Source organism: Streptomyces sp. NPDC056479 (genome assembly GCF_042795335.1).
Taxonomy (GTDB): Bacteria; Actinomycetota; Actinomycetes; order Streptomycetales; family Streptomycetaceae; genus Streptomyces.
In genome coordinates, this window is sequence record NZ_JBHTRZ010000013.1 from 110430 (window position 1) to 124723 (window position 14294).

General features: G+C 68.3%; 13 protein-coding genes. 12 read left to right on the forward strand and 1 reads right to left on the reverse strand.

The genetic code is table 11. The features are described from left to right. Positions 1–4: 4 nt before the first annotated feature. Positions 5–838 (reverse strand): C40 family peptidase, encoded by an 834-nt coding sequence (locus ACFQ6S_RS39810; protein ID WP_383420472.1) that lies wholly within the window; start codon positions 836–838, stop codon positions 5–7. Positions 839–1551: 713 nt separating this feature from the next. Between ACFQ6S_RS39810 and ACFQ6S_RS39815 the strand changes: the two genes are divergently transcribed. The 12 genes from ACFQ6S_RS39815 to nuoL are packed head-to-tail and all read left to right on the forward strand — an operon-like array spanning position 1552 to position 14293. Next, the gene (locus tag ACFQ6S_RS39815; protein ID WP_030950624.1) at positions 1552–1911 is read left to right on the forward strand and encodes an NADH-quinone oxidoreductase subunit A; all 360 of its coding nucleotides are present in this window, start codon (positions 1552–1554) and stop codon (positions 1909–1911) included. Positions 1912–1924: 13 nt separating this feature from the next. Beyond that, the gene (locus ACFQ6S_RS39820) at positions 1925–2479 is read left to right on the forward strand and encodes an NADH-quinone oxidoreductase subunit B family protein (protein ID WP_007383964.1); all 555 of its coding nucleotides are present in this window, start codon (positions 1925–1927) and stop codon (positions 2477–2479) included. Further along, positions 2476–3237 carry an NADH-quinone oxidoreductase subunit C gene (locus ACFQ6S_RS39825; RefSeq protein ID WP_383420474.1) on the forward strand — a complete coding sequence of 254 codons (762 nt, stop codon included), beginning with the start codon at positions 2476–2478 and terminating at the stop codon, positions 3235–3237. Before ACFQ6S_RS39820 ends, ACFQ6S_RS39825 begins: the two co-directional genes overlap by 4 nt. Continuing rightward, entirely contained in the window at positions 3234–4556 is a 1323-nt protein-coding gene (locus ACFQ6S_RS39830) for an NADH-quinone oxidoreductase subunit D (protein WP_383420476.1), read from the forward strand. Before ACFQ6S_RS39825 ends, ACFQ6S_RS39830 begins: the two co-directional genes overlap by 4 nt. After that, positions 4553–5425 (forward strand): NADH-quinone oxidoreductase subunit NuoE, encoded by an 873-nt coding sequence (gene nuoE / locus ACFQ6S_RS39835; RefSeq protein WP_383420477.1) that lies wholly within the window; start codon positions 4553–4555, stop codon positions 5423–5425. The genes ACFQ6S_RS39830 and nuoE overlap by 4 nt, the downstream gene beginning before the upstream one ends. Then, positions 5425–6774, forward strand: a complete 1350-nt coding sequence (nuoF, locus tag ACFQ6S_RS39840) for an NADH-quinone oxidoreductase subunit NuoF (RefSeq protein ID WP_373315256.1) — start codon at positions 5425–5427, stop codon at positions 6772–6774. The genes nuoE and nuoF overlap by 1 nt, the downstream gene beginning before the upstream one ends. After that, positions 6771–9275, forward strand: a complete 2505-nt coding sequence (locus ACFQ6S_RS39845; protein ID WP_383420479.1) for an NADH-quinone oxidoreductase subunit G — start codon at positions 6771–6773, stop codon at positions 9273–9275. Before nuoF ends, ACFQ6S_RS39845 begins: the two co-directional genes overlap by 4 nt. After that, the gene (gene nuoH / locus ACFQ6S_RS39850; protein ID WP_383420481.1) at positions 9272–10636 is read left to right on the forward strand and encodes an NADH-quinone oxidoreductase subunit NuoH; all 1365 of its coding nucleotides are present in this window, start codon (positions 9272–9274) and stop codon (positions 10634–10636) included. Before ACFQ6S_RS39845 ends, nuoH begins: the two co-directional genes overlap by 4 nt. Beyond that, positions 10629–11231: an NADH-quinone oxidoreductase subunit NuoI gene (nuoI, locus tag ACFQ6S_RS39855; RefSeq protein ID WP_383420483.1), complete on the forward strand. Its 603-nt coding sequence runs from the start codon at positions 10629–10631 to the stop codon at positions 11229–11231. Before nuoH ends, nuoI begins: the two co-directional genes overlap by 8 nt. Next, positions 11228–12070, forward strand: coding sequence for an NADH-quinone oxidoreductase subunit J (locus tag ACFQ6S_RS39860; RefSeq protein ID WP_383420485.1), 843 nt, complete (start codon positions 11228–11230; stop codon positions 12068–12070). The genes nuoI and ACFQ6S_RS39860 overlap by 4 nt, the downstream gene beginning before the upstream one ends. Next, positions 12067–12366, forward strand: coding sequence for an NADH-quinone oxidoreductase subunit NuoK (gene nuoK, locus ACFQ6S_RS39865; protein WP_107904232.1), 300 nt, complete (start codon positions 12067–12069; stop codon positions 12364–12366). Before ACFQ6S_RS39860 ends, nuoK begins: the two co-directional genes overlap by 4 nt. 13 nt (positions 12367–12379) lie before the next feature. After that, entirely contained in the window at positions 12380–14293 is a 1914-nt protein-coding gene (nuoL, locus tag ACFQ6S_RS39870; RefSeq protein ID WP_383420487.1) for an NADH-quinone oxidoreductase subunit L, read from the forward strand. Position 14294 lies beyond the last annotated feature (1 nt).

Consider the following 14294-nt stretch of genomic DNA (forward strand, 5'->3'; position numbering starts at 1 on the left):
CGACTCAGAGGACGCGTACCGCGCCCGACGCCGGGTATCCGGACAGGTCCTGGATGACGACGCCCTTGGACGGGTTGGCCGCGTCCAGGTACTGGCCGTTACCGATGTAGACGCCCACATGGTAGGCGGAGCCCTTGCCGCCCCAGTAGAGGATGTCGCCGACCTGGACCTGCGACAGGGGAATGTCGGTGCCGGACATCGACTGGTCCTGCGAGACCCGCGGCAGGTCGACGCCGACCTGCTTGAACGCGGCCTGGACCAGGCTGGAGCAGTCCCACGCGTTGGGGCCGGTGGCACCCATGACGTACGCGTCGCCGACCTGCGCCTGGAGGAAGGCGATGACCGTCCCGACGCTGCCGCTGGCGGGAGCGGGCACGTCGGTGTCGGTGCTCGCGGAGGCGGACAGGGTGGTCCGCTCGGAGCTGCGCGAGGCAGCCTCCTCGGCGGCGGCCCGACGGGCCTCCTCGGCCTTCTTCTTCGCCTCGGCCTTCTTCTTGGCCTCCGCGAGGTCCTTCTTGGCCTCCTTGGCCGCTGCGGCGGCGGCCGCGTCACGCTCGGCGTCGAGCTCGTAGTTCGCCGCCGCCAGCTGCGTGGCGTCGGCGGACCGGGCGAGCTGGTCCGCCAGGTCACCCGTGAGGGTGGGCAGTTCGATGGTCTGCGTAACCGGCTCGGCTGCGTTCGCCGTGGCCGCAGCGCCTGCCGCTGCCATGCTGAGGACGCCACCGGCAACTCCGGCGCGCATCGCGATGGTCGTCGACGCGGTGCGGCGGGGCTTCCGGTGGCTGCGTATGTGAGCGGTGTGGGACATGAGAACAACGGGTATCAGGGGCTCCTCCATACCTTCAAGAAACGTGTGCTGCGCCACAGTTGTTCAATGGGGCCCCGAAATTCCCGGCTGAGCGCCCCTTATTGACGCCGTAACGGACATTGCGGGCGCCCTTCACTCCGCCCGTGATCACGGCCTTTCATCATTAAGTCCGAATTGCCCACCGCTTACCACTTGTTGGGACGGGTGGCCAAGCCCGGTTCTCCGGGTCTCTCATTGATGTGGCAGAGGTCACGCAACGGTTACGGGGTCGTGCGCGTCCCGTGCACGGATTGCGCCCGGCGTCGCTCGTGAATGCGTGCACGCGTCCACATCCGCTCGCGACCCTCCCTCTGATGTGTGAACGGGGTCCTCTACCAAGGCGTCCCGTCCAGCACCAATTTGCATGCAAGAGAACTCTCTTGATATTGAGACGACCCCTCCGAGCTGGGCCGACGAGCGAAAATGTCACCTCTGGTGATCACTCGGACGCTTCTCGTACGAAGATCACCGCTCATCCGCGTTCATGATCCTTCGTCAGGTGGTGGAGATCACAAAGCTTGTGCAATACCCCGTGTCGCAGATCACAGAGCGGCGGGCATAAGATGCGAGGCAGTTGGGCTTGTGACCTGCTTCACATGTTCTCGATCTTCGCCGGGACGAGCGGGGCTCGTGGGACCGGTGGGGCGGCTGTGAGCCCAGTGCAACCGCCAGCAGTCAGTGCCGACTGAGAGGAGCGAGGAGCGGTGAACGCGTATGCGCCCATCCTCGTACTGGGAGCCCTCGGGGCAGGCTTTGCGATCTTCTCCGTGGTCATGGCCACGCTGATCGGTCCGAAGCGGTACAACCGGGCCAAGCTCGAGGCTTATGAGTGCGGAATCGAGCCGACCCCCACGCCGGCCGGCGGCGGGCGCTTCCCGATCAAGTACTACCTGACGGCGATGCTCTTCATCATCTTCGATATCGAGATCGTCTTCCTCTACCCCTGGGCCGTCACCTTCGACTCCCTGGGGATTTTCGGGCTCGTGGAGATGCTGCTCTTCGTGCTCACCGTCTTCGTCGCGTACGCGTACGTATGGCGGCGCGGCGGCCTGGAATGGGACTGAGGGGCCTTTAGACATGGGACTCGAAGAAAAGCTGCCGAGCGGATTCCTGCTGACCACCGTCGAGCAGGCCGCGGGCTGGGTGCGCAAGGCGTCCGTCTTCCCGGCCACCTTCGGCCTCGCCTGCTGTGCCATCGAGATGATGACCACCGGCGCCGGCCGCTACGACCTGGCGCGCTTCGGCATGGAGGTCTTCCGCGGATCCCCGCGCCAGGCCGACCTGATGATCGTCGCCGGCCGGGTCAGCCAGAAGATGGCGCCGGTGCTCAGGCAGGTCTATGACCAGATGCCGAACCCCAAGTGGGTGATCTCCATGGGGGTCTGCGCCTCCTCGGGCGGCATGTTCAACAACTACGCGATCGTCCAGGGCGTCGACCACATCGTCCCGGTCGACATCTATCTCCCGGGCTGCCCGCCACGGCCCGAGATGCTGATGGACGCCATCCTCAAGCTGCACCAGAAGATCCAGTCCTCCAAGCTCGGCGTGAACGCCGAGGAGGCGGCCCGCGAGGCAGAGGAAGCGGCGCTCAAGGCCCTGCCCACGATCGAGATGAAGGGGCTGCTGCGGTGAGCGACGCGAACGGCACCAACGGGGCGAACGGGTCGAACGGGGTCAACCCCGAGAAGGACCTCTCCGCCTCCAACCTCCCCGGCCAGCGCGGCCAGGGCGGCGAGGAGATCCGCGTCCAGCGCGGCATGTTCGGCGCCAACAACGGCGGCGACACCTCCGGCTACGGCGGCCTCGTCCGCTCGGTCCGGCTCCCGGGTGCGACGAGCCGCCCCTACGGAGGCTGGTTCGACGAGGTCGCCGACGAACTCGAGGGCGCGCTGGAGGAACAGGGACTCCTCCCCGACAACGCCATCGAGAAGACGATCGTCGACCGCGGCGAACTCACCTTCCACATCGAACGCGAGCACTTGGTCCGCGTCGCCCGCACCCTGCGCGACGACCCGGCCCTGCGCTTCGAACTGTGCACCGGCGTCAGCGGCGTCCACTACCTCAGCGACACGGGCCGCGAGCTGCACGCCGTCTACCACCTGCGCTCGATCACCCACAACCGGCTGATCCGCCTCGAAGTCAGCGCCCCCGACAGCGACCCGCACATCCCGTCGCTGGTCTCGGTCTATCCGACGAACGACTGGCACGAGCGCGAGACGTACGACTTCTTCGGAATCGTCTTCGACGGTCACCCCGCCCTGACGCGGATCATGATGCCGGACGACTGGCAGGGCCACCCGCAGCGCAAGGACTACCCCCTCGGCGGCATCCCCGTCGAGTACAAGGGCGCCCAGATCCCGGCTCCGGACCAGCGGAGGTCGTACTCGTGAGCACGCAGTCAGCATCCGCCCGTGAGACCACCGAGGGCACCGTATATACGGTCACCGGTGGCGACTGGGACGAGGTCGTCCAGGCCGCGGCCCGTGCCGACGACGAGCGCATCGTCCTCAACATGGGCCCCCAGCACCCCTCCACCCACGGAGTGCTCCGCCTGATCCTGGAGATCGACGGCGAGACGGTCACCGAGGCCCGCTGCGGCATCGGCTATCTCCACACCGGCATCGAGAAGAACCTCGAGTACCGGACCTGGACGCAGGGCACCACGTTCGTGACGCGCATGGACTACCTGACGTCCTTCTTCAACGAGACCGCCTACTGTCTCGCCGTCGAGAAGCTCCTCGGCATCGAGGACCAGATCACCGAGCGCGCCAAGATCATCCGGGTGCTCCTGATGGAGCTGAACCGGCTCTCCTCCCACCTGGTGTGCATCGCCACCGGCGGCATGGAGCTCGGCGCCACCACGATCATGATCTACGGATTCCGTGATCGTGAAATGATTCTCGACATCTACGAGCTCATCACGGGCCTGCGCATGAACCACGCGTACATCCGGCCCGGCGGACTCGCGCAGGACCTGCCGCCCGGCGCGGTGGACCACATCCGCGAGTTCGTGAAGAAGATGAAGAAGAACCTCCCGGAGTACGACAAGCTCGCCACCGGGAACCCCATCTTCAAGGCCCGGATGCAGGATGTCGGCTACCTCGACCTGGCCGGCTGCATGGCCCTCGGCGCCACCGGCCCGATCCTGCGCTCCACCGGCCTGCCGCACGACCTGCGCAAGACGCAGCCGTACTGCGACTACGAGACCTACGACTTCGAGGTCCCGACCGCCGACACCTGCGACTCCTACGGCCGCTTCCTCATCCGTCTGGAAGAGATGCGCCAGTCGCTCGGGATCGTCGAGCAGTGCCTGGACCGGCTCCAGCCCGGCCCGGTCATGGTCGCCGACAAGAAGATCGCCTGGCCCGCCCAGCTCGCCCTGGGACCCGACGGACTCGGCAACTCCCTCGACCACATCAAGAAGATCATGGGCACCTCCATGGAGGCCCTGATCCACCACTTCAAGCTGGTCACCGAGGGCTTCCGCGTCCCGCCGGGACAGGCCTACGCGGCCGTCGAATCGCCCAAGGGCGAGCTCGGAGTGCATGCCGTGTCCGACGGCGGCACCCGCCCCTTCCGGGTCCACTTCCGCGACCCGTCCTTCACCAACCTGCAGGCGATGGCGGCGATGTGCGAGGGCGGCCAGGTCGCCGACGTCATCGTCGCCGTCGCGTCCATCGACCCCGTGATGGGAGGCGTCGACCGGTGACCACCTCTTCTTCCGAGCGGGGCGTCAGCCTGGGCATGCCCGAACTGCCCGCGCCCGGCTACCCGGACGACGTTCGGGCCCGGCTGGAGACCGACGCGCGCGAGATCATCGCCCGCTACCCGGACTCCCGGTCCGCCCTCCTGCCGTTGCTGCACCTGGTGCAGTCGGAGGAGGGCCATGTCACGCGCACCGGGATGCGGTTCTGCGCGGACGTACTGGAGCTGACCACGGCCGAGGTCACCGCGGTCGCCACCTTCTACACCATGTACCGGCGCAAGCCGAGCGGTGACTACCAGGTGGGCGTCTGCACCAACACCCTGTGTGCGGTGATGGGCGGCGACGCGATCTTCGAGGAGCTCCAGGAGCACCTGGGCGTCGGCAACGGCGAGACCACGGGCGACGGCAAGGTCACCCTGGAGCACATCGAGTGCAACGCGGCCTGCGACTTCGCACCGGTCGTGATGGTCAACTGGGAGTTCTTCGACAACCAGACCCCCGCGAGCGCCAAGCGCCTCGTCGACGACCTGCGTGAGGGCCGGGACGTGGAGCCCACACGCGGCGCCCGGCTGTGCACCTTCAAGGAGACCGCGCGGATCCTGGCCGGCTTCCCCGACGAGCGGCCCGGGGCCGTCGAGGAGAGCGGCGGTGCGGGACCGGCTTCGCTGGTGGGCCTCCGCCTGGCCAGGGGAGAGACCGCACCCGCGCGCGTGGTCCATCCGCGCGACGGCGGCCCGCACGACGAGCCGCAGGACAGGGCGGTGCACAAGCCGTCGCCGACCGAGCACCTCAGTTCGCACGACGCGCCGCATGAGACGTCGGCATCCGACCCGGCCCACCCGGCAGGGCCTGTCGCCGAGGAGGGGGAGTGATGACATTGGCACCAGAGCTGAAGGAAAACAGCCCCGAGAAGCTGCTCGCACCCGTGCTGTCGGCCTTCTGGGACGAGGACAGGTCCTGGACGCTGGACGTCTACCGAAGGCACGAGGGGTACGAGGGACTTCGCAAGGCGCTCGCCATGTCGCCGGACGACCTGATCGCGTACGTCAAGGACTCCGGTCTGCGCGGGCGCGGCGGCGCGGGATTCCCGACGGGAATGAAATGGCAGTTCATTCCGCAGGGTGATGGAAAACCGCACTATCTAGTTGTCAACGCCGACGAATCGGAGCCCGGGACCTGTAAGGACATCCCGCTCCTCTTCGCGAACCCGCACAGCCTCATCGAGGGCATCGTCATCGCGTGTTATGCCATCAGGTCTTCGCATGCCTTCATCTATCTGCGTGGTGAAGTCGTCCCCGTTCTGCGGCGGTTGCACGAGGCCGTGCGCGAGGCCTACGCGGCCGGCTTCCTCGGCGAGAACATCCTGGGCAGCGGACTCGACCTCGAACTCACCGTGCACGCCGGCGCCGGCGCGTACATCTGCGGTGAGGAGACCGCACTGCTCGACTCGCTCGAAGGCCGCCGTGGACAACCGCGGCTGCGTCCCCCCTTCCCTGCGGTGGCAGGTCTCTACGCCTGCCCGACTGTTGTGAACAACGTCGAGTCGATCGCGTCGGTTCCCGCGATCCTGCACCGGGGCAAAGAATGGTTCCGCTCGATGGGCAGCGAGAAGTCCCCCGGCTTCACGCTCTACTCGCTCAGCGGCCATGTCGCGAGCCCCGGCCAGTACGAGGCCCCGCTCGGCATCACACTCCGCCAGCTCCTCGAGATGAGCGGCGGCATGCGTCCCGGCCATCGCCTGAAGTTCTGGACGCCGGGCGGCTCCTCGACGCCGATGTTCACCGACGAGCATCTCGACGTCCCGCTCGACTACGAGGGCGTGGGCGCCGCCGGTTCCATGCTCGGCACCAAGGCACTGCAGTGCTTCGACGAGACGACCTGCGTCGTCCGCGCCGTCACCCGCTGGACCGAGTTCTACGCCCACGAGTCCTGCGGCAAGTGCACGCCCTGCCGCGAAGGCACGTACTGGCTCGTGCAGTTGCTGCGTGACATCGAGGCCGGCAAGGGCGTGATGAGCGACCTCGACAAGCTGAACGACATCGCCGACAACATCAACGGCAAGTCCTTCTGCGCCCTCGGCGACGGCGCCGCCTCGCCGATCTTCTCCTCGCTGAAGTACTTCCGCGAGGAGTACGAGCAGCACATCACGGGCCGCGGCTGCCCCTTCGACCCGGCCAAGTCGACGGCCTGGGCCGACCACCGCACGGAGGTGAACGCATGACTGTGACCACCAGCGCTCCCTCCGGAGGGGGAGAGGCGGCGGTCCCGCCGGAAGATCTCGTCTCGCTGACCATCGACGGCGTCGAGATCAGTGTGCCGAAGGGCACCCTGGTCATCCGGGCCGCCGAGCAACTCGGCATCGAGATCCCCCGCTTCTGCGACCACCCCCTCCTCGACCCGGCCGGCGCCTGCCGCCAGTGCATCGTCGAGGTCGAGGGCCAGCGCAAGCCGATGGCGTCCTGCACGATCACCTGCACCGACGGCATGGTCGTGAAGACGCACCTCACCTCGCCGGTCGCCGAGAAGGCCCAGCACGGTGTGATGGAGCTGCTCCTCATCAACCACCCGCTGGACTGCCCGGTCTGCGACAAGGGCGGCGAGTGCCCCCTGCAGAACCAGGCGATGTCGCACGGGCAGGCGGACTCGCGCTTCGAGGGCAAGAAGCGGACGTACGAGAAGCCCGTGCCGATCTCCACGCAGGTGCTGCTCGACCGCGAGCGGTGCGTGCTGTGCGCCCGCTGCACCCGGTTCTCCAACCAGATCGCGGGCGACCCGATGATCGAGCTGCTCGAGCGGGGCGCGCTCCAGCAGGTCGGCACCGGTGAGGGCGACCCCTTCGAGTCGTACTTCTCCGGCAACACCATCCAGATCTGCCCGGTCGGCGCGCTCACCTCGGCGGCGTACCGGTTCCGCTCCCGCCCGTTCGACCTCGTCTCCTCGCCGTCGGTGTGCGAGCACTGCTCGGGCGGCTGCGCCACCCGCACCGATCACCGGCGCGGCAAGGTCATGCGGCGCCTCGCCGCCAACGACCCCGAGGTCAACGAGGAGTGGATCTGCGACAAGGGCCGGTTCGGCTTCCGGTACGCCCAGCAGCGTGACCGGCTCCAGACGCCGCTGGTGCGCAACGCCGAGGGTGACCTCGAACCGGCGTCCTGGCCCGAGGCACTGCAGATCGCGGCCCAGGGCCTGCTCGCCTCACGCGGCCGCACCGGAGTGCTGACCGGCGGCCGGCTCACCGTCGAGGACGCCTACGCGTACAGCAAGTTCGCGCGCGTGGCGCTCGACACCAACGACATCGACTTCCGCGCGCGCGTGCACAGCGCCGAGGAAGCCGACTTCCTCGCCGCGCGGGTCGCCGGTCACGGCCGCGACCTGGACGGTACGGGTGGCACGTACGCCGCCCTGGAGAAGGCACCGGCCGTCCTGCTGGCCGGGTTCGAGGCCGAGGAGGAGGCGCCCGGTGTCTTCCTGCGGCTGCGCAAGGCCTGGCGGGGGCACGGCCAGAAGGTCTTCTCACTCGCCACGCACGGGACACGCGGCCTGGAGAAGGCCGGCGGCACGCTGCTGCCCGCCGCTCCCGGCACCGAGACCGAGTGGCTGGACGCGCTCGCGGGCGGGGTCGGCCTGGACGAGGACGGCGCGAAGGCCTCCGAGGCGCTGCGCACCGAAGGCTCGGTGATCGTCGTCGGCGAGCGGCTGGCCGCCGTGGTGGGCGGGCTCACCGCCGCGGTACGGGCCGCGACCGCGACCGGTGCCCAGCTGGTGTGGATCCCGCGCCGGGCGGGGGAGCGCGCTGCCGTCGAGGTGGGCGCGCTGCCATCGCTGCTGCCGGGCGGCCGTCCTGCGACCGACCCACGCGCGCGTGAGGAGGTCGCCGCCGTCTGGGGCATGGCCGAACTCCCGCACCGCTACGGCCGCGACACCGGCCAGATCGTCGAGGCCGCCGCGATCGGCGAACTCCAGGCGCTGCTGGTCGCGGGCGTCGAGGTCGCCGACCTGCCCGACCCGGCACGCGCGCGTGAGGCGCTCGGCGAGGTCGGCTTCGTGGTGTCGCTGGAGCTGCGGCCCGGCGAGGTGACCGAGCTCGCCGATGTCGTGCTGCCGGTCGCCGCAGTCGCCGAGAAGGCCGGCACCTTCCTCAACTGGGAAGGCCGGGTGCGCTTCTTCGAGGCCGCGCTCAAGCCCGACCAGATGACCCGCCGCGTGGCCCCGACCGACGCGCGCGTCCTGCAGATGCTGGCCGACGCCATGGACGTACACCTGGGCCTGCCGGATCTGCGCACCACGCGCGCGGAGATCGACCGGCTCGGCGCCTGGGACGGACCGCGGGCCACCGAACCTCTGGAGAGCGCACCCCAGTTGCCGCGGCCGGCCGCCGGTGAGGCCGTCCTCGCCGGGCACCGGCTGCTGCTCGACCAGGGCCTGCTCCAGCAGGGCGACGAGGCGCTCGCCGGGACCCGGCACGCCGCGCACGCGCGCGTGTCGGCCGCCACGGCCGCCGAGGCCGGTGTGAAGGACGGCGACCTGCTCGCCGTGACCGGACCCGCCGGAGTCGTCGAACTGCCGCTGCGGATCACGCAGATGCCCGACCGGGTGGTGTGGCTCCCGCTGAACTCCGTGGGCGCCGGTGTCGCCTCCGACGCCGGGGCGCTGCCCGGCTCACTCGTCCGCATCGGCCCGGCGACCCTGACGTCCGAGGCCCCCGAGGAGGTGGAGGCATGAGCCCTTTCCTCGCCGCTGAAGACCTCTCGATGTTCGGCCGCGACCCTTGGTGGCTGGTCGTCATCAAGGCGGTGTTCTGCTTCGCCTTCCTGATGGTGACCGTACTGTTCTCCATCGTCTGGGAGCGCAAGGTCGTCGCCTGGATGCAGCTGCGCATCGGGCCCAACCGGCACGGCCCCTGGGGCATGCTCCAGTCGCTCGCCGACGGCATCAAGCTGATGCTGAAGGAAGACGTCATCGTCAAACGCGCGGACAAGGTCGTCTACATCCTCGCACCGATCGTCGCGGCCATCCCGGCCTTCATGGCGATCGCGGTGATCCCCTTCGGTCCGGCCGGCAACGAGATCTCGATCTTCGGCCAGCGCACCACGATGCAGCTCACCGACCTGCCGATCGCGATGCTCTACATCCTCGCGGTCGCCTCGGTCGGCATCTACGGCATCGTGCTTGCGGGCTGGAGTTCCGGATCGACGTATCCGCTGCTGGGCGGCCTGCGTTCGTGCGCGCAGATGATCTCCTACGAGATCGCGATGGGCGCCGCGTTCGCCTCGGTGTTCCTCTACTCGGGGTCGATGTCGACCTCGGCGATCGTCGAGGCGCAGCAGGACCGCTGGTACGTCGTCCTGCTGCCGGTGTCCTTCCTGATCTACATCGTGACGATGGTCGGTGAGACCAACCGCGCCCCCTTCGACATGCCGGAGTCCGAGGGCGACCTGGTGGGCGGCTTCAACACCGAGTACTCGTCGATCAAGTTCGCGCTGTTCATGCTCGCCGAGTACGTGAACATGGTGACGGTCTCGGCCGTGTCGGTGACGCTCTTCCTGGGCGGCTGGCGGGCTCCGTATCCGGTCAGCACGTTCTGGGAGGGCGCGAACCACGGCTGGTGGCCGCTCCTCTGGTTCGTGATCAAGGTCCAGCTGCTGCTGTTCTTCTTCATCTGGCTGCGCGGCACGCTGCCTCGTGTCCGCTACGACCAGCTGATGAAGCTCGGCTGGAAGGTCCTCATCCCGGTCTCCGTCGTCTGGCTGATGCTCGTCGCGACCGTGCGGACCCTGCGCAACGAGAACTACGACTTCGCCGACATCGCCCTCTACGTCGGCGGCGGCGTCCTGGCGCTGCTCCTGCTCTCCTTCGTCGTCGACCTGTTCCGGGAGAAGGCGACGGAGACCGAGAAGGCCGCCGAGGAACCGGCCTCCTTCGACGCGATGGCGGGCGGATTCCCCGTACCGCCGCTACCGGGACAGGAGTTGCCGCCGGTGCCGCGGCGCCGCTCGCACCGCGAGCGGGAGCTGATTGTCAGTGGTGGGCCCGATACTCAGAGTGACGGATCTCTGGATGGAAAGGAGGCGTCCGATGGCTGAGGAGCCCAAGGAGACCAAGCCCGGTTTCATGAACCCCGTCGCAGGCTTCGGCGTGACCTTCAAGGCCATGTTCAAGAAGCGGCTGACCGAGCAGTACCCGGAGCAGCAGAAGACCACCGCTCCGCGCTTCCACGGACGGCACCAGCTCAACCGCCATCCGGACGGCCTGGAGAAGTGCGTCGGCTGCGAGCTGTGCGCCTGGGCCTGCCCCGCCGACGCCATCTATGTGGAGGGCGCCGACAACACCGACGAGGAGCGCTACTCGCCGGGCGAGCGGTACGGCGCGGTGTACCAGATCAACTACGCCCGCTGCATCCTGTGCGGCCTGTGCATCGAGGCGTGCCCCACGCGCGCGCTCACGATGACGAACGAGTTCGAGCTGGCGGACTCCAGCCGCGCCAACCTCATCTACACCAAGGAACAGCTGCTCGCCGGTCTCGAGGACGGCATGGTCGACAGCCCCCATGCCATCTACCCGGGGACGGACGAGCAGGACTACTACCGGGGACTGGTGACGGAGGCCGCGCCGGGCACGGAACGCCAGGTCGCCGCCTCCAAGGGCGAGAAGCCCGAAGAAGAGGAGGTGGAGGCATGAGCGCGCAGCTCGCCGCCTACTCCACCTCCACCGGAGAGGCCTTCCAGTTCTGGATCCTGGGCACCGTCGCCGTCATCGGCGCACTGTGCACCGTCTTCATGAAGAAGGCCGTGCACAGCGCGCTCTGCCTGGCCGGGACCATGATCATCCTGGCGATCTTCTACCTCGCCAACGGCGCCTACTTCCTGGGCATCGTGCAGATCGTCGTCTACACCGGCGCGATCATGATGCTGTTCCTGTTCGTGGTGATGCTTGTCGGCGTCACGGCCGCGGATTCTCTGAAGGAGACCATCAAGGGCCAGCGCTGGCTGGCCCTTCTCTGCGGGCTCGGCTTCGGCATCCTGCTGATCGCGGGCATCGGCCACGCCTCCCTGCAGGAGTTCAACGGCCTCGCCCAGGCGAACGCGAACGGCAATGTGGAGGGCCTCGCCACCCTCATCTTCACCAAGTACGTCTTCGCCTTCGAGATCACCGGCGCCCTGCTGATCACGGCCGCCATCGGCGCCATGGTGCTCACGCACCGCGAGCGCACCGAGCGGGCCAAGACACAGCGCGAGCTGTCCGAGGAGCGCATCCGGGAAGGCAAGCACATCCCGCCGCTGCCGGCCCCCGGCGTGTACGCCCGGCACAACGCCGTGGACATCGCGGGCCTGCTGCCCGACGGCACCCCGTCCGACCTCACGGTCAGCAAGACGCTGCGCGAGCGCGGCCAGATCCGTGACGTGTCCACCGAGGCGCTCAACGACCTGCGGGCGCTGGAGCAGCGTGCGGAGGAGCGGCTGGAGCGGACCGCGATCGAGCCGTCGACCTTCAAGCGGCCAGAGGAGGCGTCGAAGTGAACCCGGTCAACTACATCTATCTCGCGGCCCTGTTGTTCACGATCGGCGCCACCGGCGTGCTGATCAGGCGCAACGCGATCGTCGTCTTCATGTGCATCGAGCTGATGCTCAACGCGTGCAACCTCACGCTGGTCGCGTTCTCCCGGATGCACGGCAATCTCGACGGCCAGATCATCGCCTTCTTCACGATGGTCGTCGCCGCCGCGGAGGTCGTCGTCGGGCTCGCGATCATCGTGTCGCTGTTCCGTTCCCGCCACTCGGCCTCGGTCGACGACGCCAGCCTGATGAAGCTCTGAGGGGTCGGAAAACGTGGAGAACCTGATTGCGCTGCTGATCGCGGCGCCCTTGCTCGGAGCGGCTCTTCTGCTGTGCGGCGGCCGGCGTCTGGACGCCGCCGGACAGTGGATCGGCACGCTCCTGTCCTTCGTGTCCTTCGTGTTCGGCGTGGTCCTCTTCGCCGACCTGCTGGGCAAGGGCGCCGAGCAGCGGACCCTCACCCAGCACCTGTTCAGCTGGATCCAGGTCGAGGGCTTCCAGGCGGACGTCGCCTTCCGCCTGGACCAGCTGTCGATGACATTCGTGCTGCTGATCACCGGCGTCGGCTCACTGATCCATCTGTACTCGGTCGGGTACATGGAGCACGACGAGCGGCGCCGCCGCTTCTTCGGCTATCTGAACCTGTTCCTCGCGGCGATGCTGCTGCTCGTCCTCGCCGACAACTACCTGCTGCTGTACGTCGGCTGGGAAGGCGTCGGTCTCGCGTCCTACCTGCTCATCGGCTTCTGGCAGCACAAGCCCAGCGCCGCGACGGCCGCGAAGAAGGCCTTCCTGGTCAACCGCGTCGGCGACATGGGCCTGTCGATCGCGATCATGCTGATGTTCTTCTGGTTCGGCACCTTCGCCTTCGGGCCGCTGCTCGGCGGCGAGGGAGAGCCCGGCCTGGTCGGTGACGCGAGCGAGGGCAAGCTCACCGCCATCGGCCTGATGCTGCTGCTCGCCGCCTGCGGCAAGTCCGCCCAGGTGCCGCTGCAGTCCTGGCTCGGGGACGCGATGGAGGGCCCGACCCCGGTCTCGGCCCTCATCCACGCCGCGACGATGGTGACCGCGGGCGTCTACCTGATCGTCCGCTCCGGGGCGATCTTCAACGCGGCGCCCGACGCACAGCTGGTCGTCACGATCGTCGGCGCCGTCACACTCCTCTTCGGTGCGATCGTCGGTTGCGCGAAGGACGACATCAAGAAGGCGCTGGCCGGCTCGACCATGTCGCAGATCGGCTACATGGTCCTCGCCGCGGGCCTCGGCCCCATCGGCTACGTCTTCGCGATCATGCACCTGGTGACGCACGGCTTCTTCAAGGCCGGGCTGTTCCTCGGCGCCGGTTCGGTCATGCACGGCATGAACGACGAGGTGGACATGCGCAAGTACGGCGGTCTGCGCAAGTACATGCCGATCACCTTCGTCACCTTCGGTCTCGGCTACCTCGCCATCATCGGCTTCCCGGGTCTGTCCGGCTTCTTCTCCAAGGACAAGATCATCGAGGCGGCGTTCGCCAAGGGCGGCACCGAGGGCTGGATCCTCGGCGGCTGCGCGTTGCTCGGCGCCGCGATCACGGCCTTCTACATGACGCGCGTGATGCTGATGACGTTCTTCGGCGAGAAGCGCTGGCAGCCGGACGAGAAGGGCAACGAACCGCATCCGCACGAGTCGCCCAAGGTCATGACGATCCCCATGATCGTGCTGGCCGTCGGCTCGGTGGCCGCCGGTGGGTTCTTCAGCATCGGCGACCGCTTCATCCACTGGCTGGAGCCCATCACCGGGCACGACCACGGTGACGCGCCGCTCAGCGCGGGAACGATCACCGGCGCGACCGTCGCGTGCATGGTCATCGGCGTGGCCATCGCCTACGGCCAGTACGGCCGCCGTCCGGTCCCGGCCGTCGCCCCGCGCGGGTCGGTGCTCACCCGGGCCGCCCGGCGCGACCTGTACCAGGACGACTTCAACCACGTCGTCCTCGTCCGCGGCGGCGAGCACCTCACACGCTCCCTGGTGTACGTCGACCACACCCTGGTCGACGGCGTCGTCAACGGCACGGCGGCCTCGGTCGGCGGCCTGTCCGGACGGATGCGCAGGCTTCAGAACGGCTTCGCGCGGTCGTACGCGGTCTCGATGTTCGGCGGTGTGGCGATCCTCATCGCCGCGACCCTGCTGATGAGGGCGGTCTGAT